This is a genomic window from Streptomyces sp. SID5785, assembly GCF_009870065.1.
GTDB lineage: Bacteria > Actinomycetota > Actinomycetes > Streptomycetales > Streptomycetaceae > Streptomyces.
In genome coordinates, this window is the sequence record NZ_WWIA01000870.1 from 1 (window position 1) to 16890 (window position 16890).

Sequence of the window (16890 nt, forward strand, 5' to 3'; positions counted from 1 at the left end):
GTTCCCGCCGACCTGCTTGATCGAGTCCCGCCAGTCGGGCTGGTCCAGGTAGAGGCGGATGGAGCTGCCCGGGTGGAAGTTGGCGTGGGTGAGCGGGACCGACGCGGGCGAGGGCACGAGGGTCACCCGGGCGAGCGCGACGGCGAAGCCGACCATGCACACGAAGCCCAGAGCCATGACGGCGGCGCGCACCGGTCGCCATGCCCACGTACGTCTTCGAAGCCTTGGCTCTTTTTCCATGTGCCGCTCATTACCCAGGAGTCGGGGCCGCACGCGTGTCACGGCCCGATCGGCCCTTCCGGGCGTCCGGTCCGTCCGGGGGCATCCGATCCGTCCGGGGCGTCCGGGCGGCTCAGCCCCTGACCGCCGCCACGCACAGGTCGTAGAGGTCGATGATCTCACCCTCGCCGTCCTGGTCGACCCAGGACATCGACGCGGCGTCGAGGCACGCGAACGCGGTCGCGACGACGGCCCGGGTGTGCGCGCGCGGATTCCCGGCGGCCGCACCGGTCCGCGGCTCGACGAGGGGCAGCAGCTTCTCCTGGAACCGCAGCCGCTTGTCCAGCCATCCGGCGCGCAGGGAGGGCGTGCGGTGCAGCAGACGGAAACGCTGGAGCGCCTGCTCGCGGCTCTCGTGGACGGCCAGGACGGCGGCGAACCCGGCGCGCAGCACCTGCCAGGCGTCGGCCCCGGCCGGCTGCTCGGTGACCGTCTCCTCCAGCACCGCCCAGAACCGGTCCTGATCGCCGCCGAGCAGGTCCTCCTTGGTCCCGAAATAGCGGAAGAGGGTGCGCTGGGAGACCCCGGACTCACGGGCGATCTGGGCGACGGTCGTCTCGTCGTAGCCCTGCTCGACGAACAGCCGCAGCGCCGTCTCGAGGATCTCCCGCGAGGCCAGCTGCCGGGTCCGGTCCCACAGTGTGCCCGGTGCGGCGGTCGCCGCCGGTGACTTCGCTTCCTGCTTCATGCGCCCATGGTCCCGCACGCCGAGGGGTGCGACCGGCATGACACCGAGCGGCAGTCTGACAGTCACTGCCAAAAAGGCGTACGCTGACAGAAAGGGGCGCGGCAAGGCGCCCCCGACCACGGGCCGCCGCGCCCGACGCACACACCCCACGAGGAGCGCACCATGTCCACACCCACAGCTCTGGTCACCGGTGGCACCAGCGGGATAGGCCGGGCGACCGCCGAGCTGCTGCACGCGCGCGGGTATCGCGTGATGGTCACCGGCCTCACCGGGACCGAGGGCCACGGACTGCCCGACGAGGTCGCCGTCGTCCGCGCCGACGCGCGGTCCCTCGCGGATCTCGATCACGTGATGGACGAGGTGCGCGCCCGGTTCGGCACACTCGACCTGCTGTTCCTCAACGCCGGTGTGTCGCGGCCGGGCCCCGTCGAGTCGATCGACGAGGCGGCGTTCGACGACCTCTTCGACACGAACGTCAAGGGCGGCTTCTTCACGCTGCAGAAGGCGCTGCCGCTGCTCGCCGACGGCGGCTCCGTCGTGTTCACCGTCGGGGCCGGGGAGGGCGTCGGGTCCGCGGTGGCCGCCGCCAAGGGCGCACTGCTGCCGCTCATGCGCTCCCTGGCGCTCGAACTGGCCCCGCGCGGTGTCCGGGTCAACGCGGTGAGCCCGGGGCTCATCGACACCCCCGCGTACAGCAGGATGGGCGTCACCCGGGACATGATCGAGTCCTGGGCGCAGGCCGTACCGCTCGGCCGTGTCGGCACTCCGGACGACGTCGCCGAGGCCGTGGCCTTCCTCGCCTCGGACGCCGCCGCCTACATCACGGGCGACGACCTCGTCGTGTCCGGCGGTGTCGGGGTGCACGCCCGCCCATGAGCCCGGAGGCCGCGCCCGGGTGCCGGTTACTGCTCCGTCGCGGCGAACCGGTCCTGTCCGAGCACGGCGAGCAGCCGCAGCTTCTCGGCGTCCTCGGTGCGCGGCGCGGCCGTGAGGACGAGCAGCACCTGGGACTGGTCCTCGGTGAACAGCGCCTGGCAGTCGACCTCGATGGGGCCGATCTCCGGGTGGACGAGCGTCTTGTGGTCCTCGAAGCGCTGGGCCACCTCGTGGCGGGCCCACAGCTCGGCGAACTCCTCGCTCACCTCGCGGAGCGCCTCGACGAGGTCACCGGCCGGGGAGCGCGCACCCCGCACCCCGTAGGCGGCGCGCAGGTTCGCGACCTGGGCGCGGCTCTGCCGGTCGCGATCCTCCTCGGGATAGCGCTGCCGCTCGGCGGGGTCGGTGAACCAGCGGTAGATCGCGCTGCGCGCGTGCCCCGTGTGGTGCGAGGCGTCGCCCAGCAGGGCGGCGGCCATGCTGTTCTGGACCAGCGTCTCGCCGAGGTCGGTCAGGACGAGCGCGGGGGTGTCCACCAGGCGGTCGAGGACGCGCAGCAGCGCGGGGGCGACGTGGGTCGACACCGACAGAGTGGGCGGGGCGTTGTGCCCGGCGACCCGGAAGAGGTAGTCGCGTTCGTCGCCGGTCAGGCGCAGGGCGCGGGCGAGCGAGGCGAGGATGTGGGCGCTGGGCTGCGGGGCGCGCTGCTGCTCCAGCCGGGTGTAGTAGTCGGTCGACATGACGGCCAGGGCGGCGACCTCCTCGCGCCTCAGGCCGGGGGCCCGGCGCCGGGCGCCCTGGGGCAGGCCGACGTCCTGCGGCCGGAGGGCCTCCCGTCGGCGGCGCAGGAAGTCGGCGAGTGCGGTGCGGTCCATGGACCCGATTATCGGCCGGACGGGGCACGCCAACCAGGGATCGCCGATCCCCCGATCAGCGAACTCTGCACCGCGGGCGCCGCAGCGCCGAGAGTGGAGCCATGAACATCTCCGGAAACACCATCTTCGTCCCCGGCTCCACCAGCGGCATCGGTCTGGCCCTCGCGCTCGCGCTGCACGCGAAGGGGAACACCGTCATCGTCGGCGGCCGGCGGGCCGAGCTCCTGGAGCAGATCGCGGCCGAGCACCCGGGCATCGACACGGTGCAGATCGACACGGCGGACCCGGCGAGCATCGAGGCGGCGGCGAAGCAGGTGCTCGACCGCCACCCGGATCTCAACGTGCTCATCGCGATGGCCGGCGTGATGCGCGTCGAGGACTGGCACGCCCCGGCGTCGTTCCTCGCCTCCGCCGAGTCCACCGTCACCACCAACGTGCTCGGCCCGATCCGGCTCCTCGCCGCCTTCATCGAGCACCTCCAGGCACAGCCGGACGCCACCGTCATGACCGTGTCGTCGGGTCTGGCCTTCGCGCCGCTCAAGGTGACGCCGAGCTACAACGCGTCGAAGGCCGCGATCCACATGCTCAGCGAGACCCTCCGCCTGCAGCTCGCCGACACGTCGGTGAAGATCGTGGAGCTGGAGCCGCCGGCCGTGCGCACCGCGCTCATGCCGGGCCACGAGGACAACGAGGCGGCGATGCCGCTGGACGAGTTCATCGCCGAGGTGATGGACCTCATCGAGACGCGTCCCGACGCCCGGGAGATCCAGGTCGAGCGCGTGAAGTTCCTGCGCTACGGCGAGGCCCGCGGCGACTACGAGCAGGTCGTGGCGGCGCTCAACGCCGGTGACCCGCACGGGAAGTAGTACCCGCCTGCCGCTTGCCGGCACCGAAGGCCTGGCCCCCGACGGGGTCAGGCCTTCGGTGCTGCCGCGGCGCCGCCCGTCTGCTCTCCGGGACAGCCGGCCGGGTCCTGACCGGGCAGCACGGGCGCCGGGCCCGCCTCGTGCGCGTGGAACAGCGTGCGCAGCGCCTCGGTCAGCTGCTCGGCCTGCGCCGCGTCGAGCGGTGCGAGGAACGCGGCCTCCGCCTCGGCGCGGGCCCGGTCGGCTTCGCGCAGGCAGACGCCGCCGGCCTCGGTGATCGTCACCACGTTGCGCCGGCGGTCCCGGTCGCTGCGGCGGCGCGCCACGAGGCCCTTGCTCTCCAGTCCGTCGATGACCGCCACCATCGTGGTGCGGTCCAGGCCGATCGCCGACGCCAGTTCGTTCTGCGAGCGCTCGACGCCGTCCGCGGCGATCACAGAGAGAACGCCCAGCTCCTTGGGGTGCACCCCGTACGGGGCCAGGGCGTCGCCGAGCAGGTCGGACAGTCTGAGATACGCGTGCTTCATCAGGTATCCGAGTCGCTGGGTGAGCTGCTCGACCGGCCGGGCTTCGTCCTTCATGCCCGATAGCGTATCCTGATCCTGATAATCAGCACTACTGACGATTCCCGGCGCCGACGAAGGCGTCACGCATCGCTCAGCACACAGGGACCAGGCCGACATCCCCCGGCACATCCGGGTACCCGGCCATCGGCCGGGACGACGACGCCCCGGCCCCACACACCCAGACACATGCTGCGCCCGCGGCCCGTCCCGCCGACGTACGGCGTCCGGTCCCGGACCGCCGCGCGCAGCACCTCGCACAACTCTCGGCAAGGAAGCGACGTCCTCGACATGAGCGACTCCATATCCACCGGCGCCACGCGGACGGCGCCGGCCCCCTCCTCCACCGGCGCGGTGGAGACGCCCGACCCCCGGCGCTGGTGGGGTCTGGTCGTCATCGCCCTGGCCCAGCTCATGGTGGTGCTCGACGCGACCATCGTGAACATCGCGCTGCCGTCCGCCCAGACCGACCTGGGCATGTCGGACGGCAACCGCCAGTGGGTCATCACCGCCTACACCCTGGCCTTCGGCGGCCTGCTGCTGCTCGGCGGCCGCGTCGCCGACCTCGTCGGCCGCAAGCGCACCTTCATGATCGGCCTGGTCGGCTTCGCCCTCGCGTCCGCCGTCGGCGGCGCCGCGACCGGCTCCGGCATGCTGTTCGCCGCACGCGCGGCGCAGGGCGTCTTCGGCGCGCTGCTCGCCCCGTCCGCGCTGTCCCTGATGACCACCACGTTCACCGACCCGCGCGAGCGCGGCAAGGCGTTCGGCATCTACGGTGCCCTTGCTGGTGCGGGCGGCGCCATCGGCCTGCTGCTCGGCGGAATCCTCACCTCGTACCTGAACTGGCGCTGGTGCCTGTACGTCAACATCCCGATCGCGATCGTCGCGGTCATCGGCGCCCGGCTCCTGCTGCACGACCGCCCGGGTCACAAGGACGTCCGGCTCGACGTGCCCGGCGTCATCCTCGGCTGCGGCGGTCTCGTCGCCATCGTGTACGGGTTCTCCGAGGCGGAGCCGCGCGGCTGGAGCGACTCGCTCGTCGTCTCGCTGCTGGTCGGCGGTGTCGTGGCGCTCATCGCGTTCGTCGCGTGGCAGTCCCGCGCGAAGTCGCCGCTGCTGCCGCTGCGCATCCTGCGCGACCGCAACCGCGCGGGCTGCTTCCTCACGATGGGCCTGGCCACGATCGGCATGTTCGGCCTGTTCCTGTTCATGACCTACTACCTGCAGGGCATCCTCGGCTACTCCCCCGTGCGCACGGGTCTGGCCTTCCTGCCGATGTCGGTCGCGATCATCATCGGCTCGACCCAGATCTCGGCCCGGCTGCTGCCGAAGGTCCCGGCCCGCACCCTCATGGTGCCCGGCATGCTGCTCGCGGCCGGCGGCCTGCTGATCCTCACCCAGCTCGGTGTCGACTCGGCGTACGCGACCCACGTGCTGCCCGCCGAGCTCATCATGGGTCTGGGCATGGGCCTCACGTTCATGCCGGTCTTCTCCACCGCCACGGCGGGGGTCCGCCCGCAGGACGCCGGTGTCACCTCGGCCATGGTCAACACCTCGCAGCAGGTGGGCGGTTCGCTGGGCACCGCGCTGCTGAACACGATCGCCACCTCGGCCACGGCGACCTACATCACCGGTCACCTGACCGACCCGTCGAAGAAGGCCCAGGTCGTCGCGGAGGGCGTGGTCCACGGCTACACCCACGCGATCGGCTACGCGGTCATCGCCATGCTCCTCGCGGGCGCGGCGGCCGCCCTGCTCGTCAACGCCAAGCCGGTGCAGCGCGTGGCGCACTGACCCCGCACGCCCGGCCTTGGGGGCCCGCACGACCGCGAGGTCCTGCGGGCCCCTACGTCACACCCCGACGAACCGCACGGTCTCGGACAGGGGCGCGCGCCCGGTGCGCAGCGGCGGCACGCCGTCCCGCTCGAACCCCACGGCGACGCCGCAGACCAGCACGAGCCCGTCGTCCGCGCCCACGGCCGCATCGACGGTCCGGCGGTACATCGTCCACATCACCTGCGGACAGCTGTGCAGCCCCTCCGCCCTGAGCAGCAGCATGACCGTCTGCAGGTACATCCCCGCGTCCGCCCACTGGCCCGGACCCATCGCCCGGTCCAGGTAGAGGAACAGGACCGCAGGCGCCCCGAACGCCTCCGTGTTCAAGGCCGCGACCCTCGCGGGCCTGCCCGGGTCGTCCCGGTCGATCCCCAGCGCCGCGTACCGCTGGGCGGCCGCGGCGGCGAAACGGCCCGCGTACGGCTCGGCCAGTGCGGGCGGGTACATCGGGTACACGCGCTCGTCCCCCGGATCGCCGGCGCGGGCCCGCGCCCCGGCCCGCTCCTTCAGTGCGGCGAGCGGCTCGCCCGCCACGACGACGACCTGCCACGGCTGGAGATTCCCGCTCGACGGGCTGCGGGACGCCGCGGCCAGCACCCGATCGAGCACCTCCCTCGGGACCGGCTCGTCGCTGAACGCCCGCACCGACCTGCGGCTCTCCACGGCCTCGTACACGTCCACGTCCTCGTGTCCTCTCTCTGGCGACGCCCCATGCTCCTCCGCGGCGGGAACACCGCCGCGGCCCCCGCGGTTGTGGACGACGTGAGGATCAGTGAAGCCGCCAGGGCCAGCGGTGCCAGCGCCCGGTCGCTGCGGCACTACGAGGACGAGGGCCTGATCGTTCCGGGCCGGTTCGGCAACGGGTTCCGGGACTACTGCCAGTCGACGATCGACCGGGTGCTCGTCATCCGGTCGCTGCTGGAGTCGGGGCTGCCCGTGCGGCTGATCAGGGAACTCCTGCCGGACCTCACCGACGGGGCCGGGGGCGCGGACGAGGCCACGTGCGCCGCGTTCCTGCACGAGGTGGAGCAGCACCGCGACCGCCTCACGGCACGCATCGCGGTACTCAGCCGCCAGCAGGAGGCCCTCGACGCCTACCTGCGCGAGGCACGGAGCACCGACCGCTGACGGCGTCCGCTTGACCTTGACACAAGTGTCAGGATCCTACGGTCCCGCTCATGGACCTCGACGAGCCGCAGAGCGGCACCCGGCAGACACAGACCCAGACCCAGGCCAGGGCTTCCGCGCGCGGCATGCGGGCGCTGGTGCAGCGGTCGCACCACGGACCCCGAGATCTGACCCTCACGACCGGCCTCGGCCGTCCCGCCCCGGGCCCGGGTGCCTATCTGATCCGGGTGGGCGCCGCAGGGGTCAACTTCGCGGATGTGATGCAGACGCGGGGCACGTACGGAGGCGGCCCGCAGGCTCCCTACACGGCCGGCTTCGAGGCGGCCGGGGAGATCGTGGGCACGGGCCCCGGGGTGCCGGATCCGCTGCCGATCGGCACCCGCGTCGTCGGAGCGGGTCCGGGTGCCTTCGCGCAGTACATGACGATGGCCGCCGACGACGTGGTGCCCGTCCCGTCCGGGTGGAGTGACGCGCAGTCCCTCGGCCTGGTGCTGAACTGGGCCACCGCCCTGGCCGCGCTGAAGCCCCTCGGCGAGATCAGGGCGGGTGAGACGGTGCTCGTGCACGCCGCGGCGGGCGGTGTGGGTCAGGCCGCGGTGCGGCTCGCCCGGCACTACGGTGCGCGGGTGATCGCGACGGCGTCCCCCGGGAAGCACGGCACGGTCGGCGCCCTGGGGGCCGACGCGGTGCTCGACAGCCGGCGCGACGATCTGGCGGACGAGATCGTCCGGGTCGCCGGCGGTGGTGTCGATCTGGTCCTGGAGTCGGTGGGGCGCGCGACGTTCGAGGCGAGCCTGTCGGTGGCCCGGCCCTTCACCGGGCGGGTGGTCGTGTTCGGTGCCGCGTCCGGGGACGCGGCCCTGACGACGCACGACCTGGTCTTCTCACACCCGGTGCAGGTCAAGGGCCTGCACATCGGCGCGATGGCGGCCGCGGCGCCGGTGCTCTACCGCTCCGTCCTCGACGAGCTCGGGGCGCTGGTCGCTCAGGGCGTCTACCCGCCGGGCACCCCGTGCGTGCGTCCACTGGCCGAAGGGCCCGCGGTCCTGGAGGAGCTCGCAGGGGGCCTCACCCAGGGCAAGCTGGCGCTCGACCCGTGGCGTTAGAGCGCACCACGCCCCGGTGCACCGGCCCGCAGCGTTGTCGACACGGCTGATGGGCGGGTGTCTGTCGGGCTCGACGTTCACCGCGCCGCCGACGACCTCACCGCCGTCGTCGCCAGCGTCGTGTAGTGCATGGTGAAGGCGCCGCCCAGCGCGTCGACTGCGCGGCCCACCTCGGCCAGGATCTCGGCCAGTTGGTCGCGGCGGAGACGGGTCAGGGCGCCCGTGGTGGGGAGCAGGGCCAGCCACTCGTCGCGGGTGTAGTCGCGCTCCCAGTCGAACTGCCACTGGGACGGCTCGTCGAACCGGCCGGTCTCGCGGAGGTGGTCCGCGATCTTCGCGTAGCCCGCGCGGTACATCTCCAGCGGGCGGCGCGCCGGCTGACCGGTGAACGGGGAGTCGGGCGCGACCCGGCGAAGGGCCGCCGTCATCGGCTCGGCCACCTCGGCCGGTGGCTCGATCACGTGACCGAAGGCGGCCAGGCGGCCGTGCGGGCGCAGGAGGCGTGCGGCCTTGGCGGCGCCTGCGGCCGGGTCCACCCAGTGCCAGGACTGCGCGGCGGTGACGATGTCGAAGGTCCGGCCGGCCGGGTCCCACTCCTCGAAGGTCGACACATCGACCCGCAGGCCGCTCGCCCGCGCGAAGTCCGCCATCCGCGGGTCCGGTTCGACGCCCAGCACCGTGCAGCCCGCGGCCCGGAACTGACGGGCGGCGATGCCGGTGCCGCAGCCGACGTCGAGCACGCCGGGGCCCGGGCTCTCCTCGACGACACGGGTGATCAGTGCGTCGGGGTAGGCGGGGCGGGCCCGGTCGTAGCCCGGCGCGTCCGTGCCGAAGGACTCGGCCATCTGCCGGGCCCGGTGCAGCGGGGCCGGTTCGGGGTGCTCTCGCGATAGAGTGGGCATGCGGTCACTTTAGTGGGCGCCCGCCCATCTGCCAACGGGCACCGGACCGCCGGGCCATGACGAGGGGATCAGTCAGTGCCGACCGGGGTACACCTCCGCGACGCGCGCACGCAGCTGTTCGACGCTGCCGAGCGCGTACTGCTGCGCGACGGGCCGAACGGCCTGACCAGCCGCGCCGTCACCGACGAGGCGGGCTGCGCCAAGGGCGTCCTGCACCGGCACTTCGCCGACTTCGACGCGTTCCTCACCGACCTCGTGCTCGACCGGGCCGCGCAGCTCGACGCGCAGGCGCGGACCCTGCGCGCGTCCGCGGGCACCGGCACGGTCGCGGGGAACCTGACCGACGCACTGATCACCCTGTTCGGTCCGGTCCCGGTCGCGATCATCCCGCTCATCACGTTCCGCGACGCGCTGCGGACCCGCCTGAAGGAGGCCCGGCCGGGCGGCGGGATCACGATCCTGTCCCAGGTCACCACCGCCGTCCGGGACTGCCTCGCGGACGAGCGGGCCCTGGGCCGGATCTCCGCCGACGCCGACCTCGACTCGCTGACGCTGTCGCTCGTCGGGGGCGGCCACCTGCTGTTCGCGGACCGGGACCCGGGGCCGCCGACGACGGAGACCGTGCACCGGCTCGTGACCACGGTACTCGCGGACGTGCTGCAGCGCCGCCCGGCGTGAACGGCGGGGCGCCGTGCGGTCGTTGCGCAGGGCGCCCGCACGGAGTTCCGACGACGCCCGGTGCCCCGGGACAGGTCGCAGGTCGTGGTCATGGCCTACGAGTACGGCATGGTGAGCCCGGGCCGGCGAGGCACGCGGTGAGGACGGCTCGCCCGTAGGACGCCCGCCGCCCCACGCGGCTGCGCGTCACGGATCGAGGAGCTCCGGACCGTTGTTGCGCACGTTGTTCACGGCCATCGACACGGCTCGGGCGTCGAGGTGTCCGCCCGCAGGCTGGGTCAGCAGGGCGCGCAGGTCCGCGGTGTCCTGGTGGTGGGGGTCGAGCCACGTGTCGTAGTGGTCCGGGGTGAGGGCGAGCGGCATCCGGGGGTGGACGCGGCCGGCCGCGTCGGTGGCCTCGGTGGTGATGATCGTGCAGGTGGTCAGCCAGGCGTCGGGGTCGTCGTCGGCCGTGACCTCGGGGTCGCGCCAGAACTCGTACAGACCGGCGAGGGCCATGATCCCGTCGTCGCCGGGGTGGATGAAGTACGGCTGCTTGCGGGTGCGGCCCGTCTTCTCGTCGGTGACCGGGTCCCATTCGTAGAAGCCGTCGGCCGGGAGCAGGCAGCGGCGCCGCGAGAACGCGCGGCGGTAGGCGGGCTTCTCGTGCACCGTCTCGACGCGGGCGTTGATCATCCGGGCGCCGCTCTTCGGGTCCTTCGACCAGGACGGCACGAGGCCCCAGCGCAGCACCCGCAGCTCGCGGCGGACCTCGTCGCCGTCCTCGCGTGCGGGGCGCTCCAGGACGGCGTACACGGGGTCGGTCGGGGCGACGTTCCAGCTGGGCGCGAGGGTCTCCTCGGGGCGCCAGTCGGTGACGGCGAAGAGGCCGGTCAGGTCCTGAGGGGCTCGGGTCGAGGCATAGCGGCCGCACATACCCGCCACTGTGCCACTCCTCGGGCGCCGGCGGCGGGCAACGCGGGACGGCCCGTCCCGCGCGGTGCGGAACGGGCCGTCCGGGCGGGCCGCGCGATCGCGGCCCGGTGCGGGGTCAGGCGTGCCGGGACGTCTCGGCGGAGTTGTACGCCTGAGCGTGCAGGGCGACGCGTGCGCCCTCCTTCGTGGCCGCCTCCGGCCACGAGAGCGTGACCTCCTGCGACTCCCCGGGCAGCAGCCACAGGTAGTTGTGGCTGTAGAGGGTGGGGAGCACGCGGTCGCCGCCGTGGGTCTCGCGCAGGGAGAGCCGCGTCATGGGTGCGACGGCGGAACCGGCGTTGCGCACCGTCGCGGTCAGCCGGCGGCGGTCGCCCGCACGGGACACGTGCGGGGCGCCGACCGTCAGCCGGGTCCGGTCCATGCCGGACAGACCCTTCATGGCCGCGGGGGTGCGGTGGCGCCAGTAGGTGTTCGTCGACAGCGTCCGCCCCTTCGCGTCCTTGAGGGTCAGGCGCAGCAGGTGCAGATCGGGCAGCGTGTCCGCCCACGGGACCGCGCCCAGGTCCGCGGACCGCGTGGCCGCGGCGACGTCCACGATGTGCTTCCGGGGAGTGCCGAGGCGGCGGCCCGTCAGGTCGTACAGCTCGGCCGTCACCCCGGCCCGGCGCAGGCCGGCGCCCGTGTGGTTGACCACGGTGAGCTGCCAGGTGCCCGGGTGCGCCTGGACGTGCAGCGGCTCGCAGGCCGAACGCGCCCCGTAGTACATGCCGTTGACGTCGAAGTCGTAGTCGTAGGTCTGCCACACCGTGCTGTGCCAGGCGGGGTGCGACATCCACAGCATGAGGCCGGTCGCGTCGTCCCACAGGTGGGCGTTCCACGCCTCGAACATGGCGCGGGCGTTCTCGAAGTTGACGAACTGCGCCTTGCGGGCGAAGTCGTCCAGGTCCTTCGACGCGCCGAGGCGGGCCTCGATCGCCGCCTTGTAGTTCTGCGGGGCCTGGTTCCCCCGCTCGCTCCAGTCGTGCAGGTACCAGGCGCCGCCGATGGGCCACTCGGGCTCGTCGCCGGTCATCGCACGCAGGCTGTCGGCCGTGGAGACCACCGGCATGCCGATCTCGGTGTGGAAGCCGAAGTTCTTGCTGCCGTAGGTCGCCGGATCGAAGTACTTCTCCGGCTCCACGAAGCCGTAGGGGCCGCCGCCGGTGACGATGCCGCCCGCGGAGTTGTTCTGGTAGAGGATGCCGGGGGCGCCGCTCTCGACGGCCCTGCGCATGCCTTCGTCGACGGCGGCGGGCGGGTCGCCCTCGTTGGCACCGCACCAGACGACGATGCTCGGGTGGATCCGGTAGCGCAGGACGGTGTCCGCGGCCTGCCCGTTGAAGACGTCGTGGTCCGGAGGGTCCATGCCCCAGGCGTTCGGGAAGTCGTTCCAGACGAGGATGCCGTGCTCGTCGCACGCGGCGAAGAACTCCTCGCGGTCGCTGCTGCCGACCCAGTTGCGGATCATGGTGAAGTTCATGTCGCGGTGCATCCGCACGGCGGCGTCCATGCGTGCGTCGGGCATCCTGCGCAGCAGCTCGTCCCAGCCCCAGTTGCCGCCGCGGGCCAGGACCCGTACGCCGTTCACGCTGATCTTGAGCGGCTCCGGTTCGTTGGAGACGGTCTCGACGTCCTTCCAGTCCTGGCCGTCCTCGGAGACCTGGAGGGTGTACGTCTTCGGGTACGCGCGCTCCCACAGCAGGGCCACGCGGTCGAACGTGCGGGACTGTCCGAGGTCCACCTGGATCCACTGGTCGTCCTCGTACGCGGACGACCAGCGGGTCCCGGAATCGCCGTCGGTGACGTTGGACGCCGGCTTGTCGTCCTCCTGGGTGGAGGCGGTCGCCTTGCCGTGGAGGGCGAGGTCGGTGCCCGCGTCCTCGGAGGAGAACACCGACAGCGTCCACAGCGAGACGCCCCAGCTGGTCTGCCGCACACCGCACTTGAGCCGCACATGGCGGGCGGTCTGCGCGGGGATGTCACGGACCTGGAGGCTGGCGTCGGAGGCACCGAACGGGAGCGGCACCGCCGTGTTGTCGACGGACGCGGCGTCGTGCCACGTGTCGCCGTCCGCGGAGACCTGGACGGTGAAGGTGCGCGCGTACGCCTTCTCCCACAGGAGGTCGACCCGGTCGACGGACTGCACGGACCCGAGGTCGACCTGGATCCACTGGCGGTCGGAGAACTCGGAGGACCAGCGGGTGGACGTGTCCCCGTCGCTGACGCAGCGCGCCGCGTGCTCGGCGGTGTCCGTGCTGGAGGCGTCGGCGGCGGCGTGCAGCGCGAGGTCGGTGCCGGCCCGCCGGCTGTCGAGGACCGAGAGCGACCACAGGGAGAAGCCCCAGTCGGTGGCCCGGTCCTTGCAGGCGACGCGGACGTACCGGGCGTCGGTGCGCTCCAGCGGCACGGACTGCAGGCTCGCGTCCTCGCTGCCGCCCGCCCCGAACGGCAGCGGCACGTCGTACTCGTAGCCGAACTGCCGGATACCGAAGCGGGTGCGGCGGACGTCGCTCTGCCTCCCGGCCACGGAGGCGGTCAGCGTCAGGTCGTGCAGGGCGGCGTCGCCGAGGCCGTTGGGCCACCACAGGCGCGGGCGGCGGATCTTGAGCTGCGCGAACTCGTCGGGAGCCAGCACGACGTCGGTGCTCGCGCCGCCCGCCACCTCGACCGTCTTCGTGACCCGCACGCCGTCGAACGACGCCTTGACCGTGACCGAACGCTTCGCCTGGTCGGTGTTGTGCACCGGCACGACGAGCGTGAGCTCCGCGACCGACGTGTCGGGCAGCTTCGGCAGCAGCGTGTCGACGCGCGGGTCCCCGAGAACCGCCGCGCCCGTGCTCCGCAGGCGTACGTGGTTCCAGATGCCGGCCGCGCGGTCGCGCACGGCCGGCATCCAGTCCCAGCCGGACGTGGCGAGGTAGGTGGGCGAGTTCTTGTTCATGGTGTCCGCGCCGGCGTCCACCCAGGCCTCGCCCGCGGGGCCCTTGTCGCCGGGACTGCCGGGCAGCGGCATCGGCTTGATCCGGACGGCGAGCACGTTGCGCCCGCGGGGTTCGAGCGCGTCGGTGACGTCGAACGCGGCGCGGGCGAAGGGGTGTGCGAGGTCGCCGACGCGCGTCCCGTTGAGCCACACCTCGGCCTCGTGGTTGATGCCGTCGAACTCGAGCCGCGTCCGGCGGTCCCCGGTGACGGAGAGCCCCGAAGGCACGGTGAACTCCCGTCGGTACCACCACGCGTGCCGGGACAGCGCTTCCGGTATGCGCAGGTTGTTCAGGCCGACGACCGGGTCGGGGAGCTTGCCCTGGTCGACGAGCGAGCCGAGGACCGTGCCCGGGACCGTGGCCGGCAGCCAGCCGTCGGTGTCGACTCCGTGCCGCGACAGCTCCGCGCCGTCGGTGCTTCCCGCCCACTCGTCCATCGTCAGGACCCAGCCCGACTCGACCGGCACCGTGCCGTCCTGGGCGACGTGCAGCGCGGGCGCGTCGTGGTGGTGCCGGCCCCAGTCCGTCCAGCCACTGGCCGCGGGGCGCCGGTGCGCGGCCTTGCCGTAGACCGCGAACCCGTTGAGACCGAGCGGGAGGGCGCTGGAGCGCTTGTGGGACGTCATGCGCACCCAGCGCGCGGTGACGGGCTCGGACAGCGGGATGTCGACGGCGCCGCCCCGGCCGTCGGTGGTCCGGTGGACGGTCGTCCACGTCTTCCCGTCCGTCGAGGTCTCGACGGCGAACGACTCGGCGTAGCTGGACAGGATCTCCTTGCCGGTCGTGCCCGAACGGGGGTTGCCGGACGTCGGCGGTTCGAAGACGGGGTCGCCCGCGGCCGCTTCGAACGTCAGCCGGACCGAGGTGATCTCGCAGTCCGCCTGGAGGTCGACGGAGATCCACTGCGGGTCCCCGGAAGCGGCACGCCACCCGCTGCCCCGCACTCCGGGCTCGGACAGACCGTCGACGGCGAATGCACCGGGCGTCGGCGCGTAGTCCGTCGAGGAGACGTGCACCGGACGGTGCGTGGCCAACTCGCCCGCGGCACCCGGGCCGCCCGCGCCCTGACGGGCTTCGGCGACGGCGGCCGGTGCCGCCTCGAGCCCGAAGCCGGCGAGCAGAGTTGAACCCGCGGCGATGAACCAGCGCCGCGACGGGCCTGACGCCCGGTCGATCCGATCAGTCATGACAACTGTGGTCCCATCATGAACAGGAGAGCACGGCAACGCGGATGACAACGTTGCCATGAGGTGGCCACAGAGTCCGTTCGCGATCACTCCCGTGTCAAGAGGCGTGCACCGCCTCAGGAGTTTCAGGCATCCCGCACCCGTGAGGAACGACCGGCCGCGCGGGGCGGCTCGGGCGACTGCGGTTCGGGCGACCGCGGTTCGGGCGGCGCCTGTCGGGGCGGCTCCGGTTCGGCTGCCGCCGGGGGGCAGCGGGCGGGGTTCCTTCCGGCTGAGCCCGGCGGCCGGGCGTTGCAGCACGCGTGGCCCCTGCGCGTCCTTCGCCCCGAGGCGCCCCGCCTGCTGCTAGTGTCCGGGCCGCTCGGATCTCACGTACCCCGGCCTGACCCGCCGGGCTGAGGGGGAATCATGTTCCTGAAGAGGCTGGCCACTGTCGGGGCGGTCATCGCCCTCGCCGTAGGCATCACGACCACGTCGGCCGAGGCCGTCCCGCACAACTCGTCGTTCCAGAACCGGTCGAAGCCCGCCTGGCGCTGCCTGGACTTCCGCGCCGACTACGGGCCGTACGTCTTCGGCTGCAACCACACGACCTACCAGCAGTGGTACTGGAACGACGAGCTCGAGTTCAAGGCGCTGCGGCAGAAGGCGACCGGGCTGTGTCTCGTGTCGCGCAACGCCCGCCCGGTCATGAAGCCGTGCAACGCGCAGGACGATGCGGCCCTGTGGCTGTTCATGGACGAGAGCAGCAGTGCCGTGCTTCTCAAGAACGCGGTCAGCCACCTGTGCCTGGCCCGGATGTCCGACGACCGCGTCAACACGACCAAGTGCACCGGCGGTCCGTCCCAGCGCTGGACGGTGTGGGACAACGTGTGAGGGCACGCCCGGGGGCGGCACGGCCTCGTCGATCAAGACGTGGCCGGCGGGGCCACCCGGTCCGCGAAGTCCTCGATGCCGTCGATGACCGCCTCGAAGCGGAACGAGTGGAACAGGTCGAAGGCGTGGTGCCCGCCGGGGAGTTCCGCGTAGACGACCGGCGACGTGGAGATGGCGCGCAGCGCCGCGACGAGGGCCCGCGGGTTCTCGGTCTCGACGAGTTCGTCGAGGTCGCCGTGGGCGATGAAGAACGGTGGTGCGTCGGGGCGGGCCAGCAGGACGGGTGACGTCGCCGGGTCCCCGTCGAAGTAGGTCCCGAGGTAGCCGTTGAGGGCGATGGCGGCGGTCACCGAGGTGTCCACCTCCTCGAAACCTGGCTGGTATGCGGCGTTGTCCGCCGTGAGGGCGGCGAGCGCCGCCATGTGACCGCCGGCGGAGCTTCCCGACACGAACACGCCCGCCGCGGGGTCCGCTCCGTACTCGCCCGCGTGCTCGCGCGCCCAGGCGATCACCTTCTTGGCGTCGATCAGATGGGCCGGGTGTGAAAAGGCGGGCCGGAGACGGTAGTTGGCGCTGATGCAGACCCAGCCCTGGCTCGCCAGCCGGTAGAGCAGCGGAAGCGACTGGGTGTTCTTGCGGCCCTGGTCGTAGTGGCCACCGTGGAAGTGGATCAGGACGCGGCCGCCCTGGGGGCGCGCGCGGTGGTGGTAGACGTCGAGGAGGTTCCGACGTCCGGCGTCCCCGTACCTGAGGTCGCCGACGCGGCGGACGTCGCCGCGGCGGCGCAACACGGGTCTGAGGAGAATGCGCGCTGGGCGGGGTCGGCGCCGGGTGGCCGACCCGGCGCCCAACGCCTCGTCCAGGGCCGGGCCGACCACGGAGGCGGTCCGGATCCCGCGCAGGGCGACCAGCACGAGACCGGCCGCCGAGGCCGCGGCCAGGCCGATGGACCCCCAGTCGGCCGGCGTGGCGATGTCCCCCTCGGCGAAGGCCAGTGCTGTCGCTGCCACGAGTGCGTAGAGCGCGACGAAGGGCAGCTCGTTGAAGACCAGGCCGAGCCGGTAACTGACGTAGAAGAGCGGTTTCGGCCCGCGTATA

Annotated in this window: 15 protein-coding genes and 1 pseudogene; 7 read left to right on the forward strand and 9 right to left on the reverse strand. The window is 72.7% G+C overall.

Features of this window, described 5'->3' with window-relative positions:
- A pseudogene (locus GTW43_RS27945) lies at positions 1–240 on the reverse strand (VanZ family protein); the annotation flags it as partial.
- Between the two features lie 112 nt (positions 241–352).
- Positions 353–967, reverse strand: a complete 615-nt coding sequence (locus tag GTW43_RS27950; protein ID WP_161304741.1) for a TetR/AcrR family transcriptional regulator — start codon at positions 965–967, stop codon at positions 353–355.
- 162 nt (positions 968–1129) lie between these two features.
- Here GTW43_RS27950 and GTW43_RS27955 point away from each other — a divergent pair, with 162 nt between their 5' ends.
- Positions 1130–1843, forward strand: a complete 714-nt coding sequence (locus GTW43_RS27955) for an SDR family oxidoreductase (protein WP_161304742.1) — start codon at positions 1130–1132, stop codon at positions 1841–1843.
- Positions 1844–1869: 26 nt separating this feature from the next.
- Here GTW43_RS27955 and GTW43_RS27960 read toward each other — a convergent pair whose 3' ends face one another.
- Positions 1870–2718, reverse strand: coding sequence for a helix-turn-helix transcriptional regulator (locus GTW43_RS27960; RefSeq protein WP_161304743.1), 849 nt, complete (start codon positions 2716–2718; stop codon positions 1870–1872).
- A gap of 101 nt (positions 2719–2819) precedes the next feature.
- Between GTW43_RS27960 and GTW43_RS27965 the strand changes: the two genes are divergently transcribed.
- The gene (locus GTW43_RS27965; RefSeq protein WP_161304744.1) at positions 2820–3584 is read left to right on the forward strand and encodes an SDR family NAD(P)-dependent oxidoreductase; all 765 of its coding nucleotides are present in this window, start codon (positions 2820–2822) and stop codon (positions 3582–3584) included.
- 47 nt (positions 3585–3631) lie between these two features.
- On the opposite strand, the gene GTW43_RS27970 is transcribed toward GTW43_RS27965, so the two are convergent.
- Positions 3632–4165 (reverse strand): MarR family winged helix-turn-helix transcriptional regulator, encoded by a 534-nt coding sequence (locus tag GTW43_RS27970; protein WP_161304745.1) that lies wholly within the window; start codon positions 4163–4165, stop codon positions 3632–3634.
- Between the two features lie 273 nt (positions 4166–4438).
- On the opposite strand from GTW43_RS27970, the gene GTW43_RS27975 reads away from it, so the two are divergent.
- Positions 4439–5941 carry an MFS transporter gene (locus GTW43_RS27975; protein ID WP_161304746.1) on the forward strand — a complete coding sequence of 501 codons (1503 nt, stop codon included), beginning with the start codon at positions 4439–4441 and terminating at the stop codon, positions 5939–5941.
- 57 nt (positions 5942–5998) lie between these two features.
- Here the strand turns inward: GTW43_RS27975 and GTW43_RS27980 are convergent, their stop codons facing one another.
- Entirely contained in the window at positions 5999–6664 is a 666-nt protein-coding gene (locus tag GTW43_RS27980; RefSeq protein WP_161304747.1) for a nitroreductase, read from the reverse strand.
- A gap of 81 nt (positions 6665–6745) precedes the next feature.
- Here GTW43_RS27980 and GTW43_RS27985 point away from each other — a divergent pair, with 81 nt between their 5' ends.
- Both GTW43_RS27985 and GTW43_RS27990 read left to right on the forward strand, forming a co-directional pair.
- Positions 6746–7111, forward strand: coding sequence for a MerR family transcriptional regulator (locus GTW43_RS27985; RefSeq protein WP_161304748.1), 366 nt, complete (start codon positions 6746–6748; stop codon positions 7109–7111).
- Positions 7112–7161: 50 nt separating this feature from the next.
- On the forward strand, positions 7162–8217 hold the full coding sequence (locus GTW43_RS27990; protein ID WP_237536858.1) for a zinc-binding dehydrogenase: 1056 nt from the start codon (positions 7162–7164) through the stop codon (positions 8215–8217).
- A 77-nt stretch (positions 8218–8294) separates the two neighbouring features.
- Here the strand turns inward: GTW43_RS27990 and GTW43_RS27995 are convergent, their stop codons facing one another.
- On the reverse strand, positions 8295–9119 hold the full coding sequence (locus GTW43_RS27995; protein ID WP_161304749.1) for a class I SAM-dependent methyltransferase: 825 nt from the start codon (positions 9117–9119) through the stop codon (positions 8295–8297).
- 75 nt (positions 9120–9194) lie between these two features.
- Here GTW43_RS27995 and GTW43_RS28000 point away from each other — a divergent pair, with 75 nt between their 5' ends.
- A complete protein-coding gene (locus GTW43_RS28000; RefSeq protein ID WP_161304750.1) occupies positions 9195–9797 on the forward strand; it encodes a TetR/AcrR family transcriptional regulator in 603 nt (200 codons plus the stop codon).
- 186 nt (positions 9798–9983) lie between these two features.
- Here the strand turns inward: GTW43_RS28000 and GTW43_RS28005 are convergent, their stop codons facing one another.
- Entirely contained in the window at positions 9984–10712 is a 729-nt protein-coding gene (locus GTW43_RS28005; protein ID WP_161304751.1) for an SOS response-associated peptidase, read from the reverse strand.
- 115 nt (positions 10713–10827) lie between these two features.
- Complete coding sequence (locus tag GTW43_RS28010; RefSeq protein ID WP_161304752.1) at positions 10828–14919, reverse strand: discoidin domain-containing protein; 4092 nt, start codon at positions 14917–14919, stop codon at positions 10828–10830.
- A 408-nt stretch (positions 14920–15327) separates the two neighbouring features.
- Here GTW43_RS28010 and GTW43_RS28015 point away from each other — a divergent pair, with 408 nt between their 5' ends.
- Positions 15328–15792: an RICIN domain-containing protein gene (locus GTW43_RS28015; protein ID WP_161304753.1), complete on the forward strand. Its 465-nt coding sequence runs from the start codon at positions 15328–15330 to the stop codon at positions 15790–15792.
- Positions 15793–15824: 32 nt separating this feature from the next.
- Here GTW43_RS28015 and GTW43_RS28020 read toward each other — a convergent pair.
- The coding region (locus GTW43_RS28020; RefSeq protein WP_202502025.1) for an alpha/beta hydrolase at positions 15825–16890 on the reverse strand (1066 nt) is incomplete at its 5' end.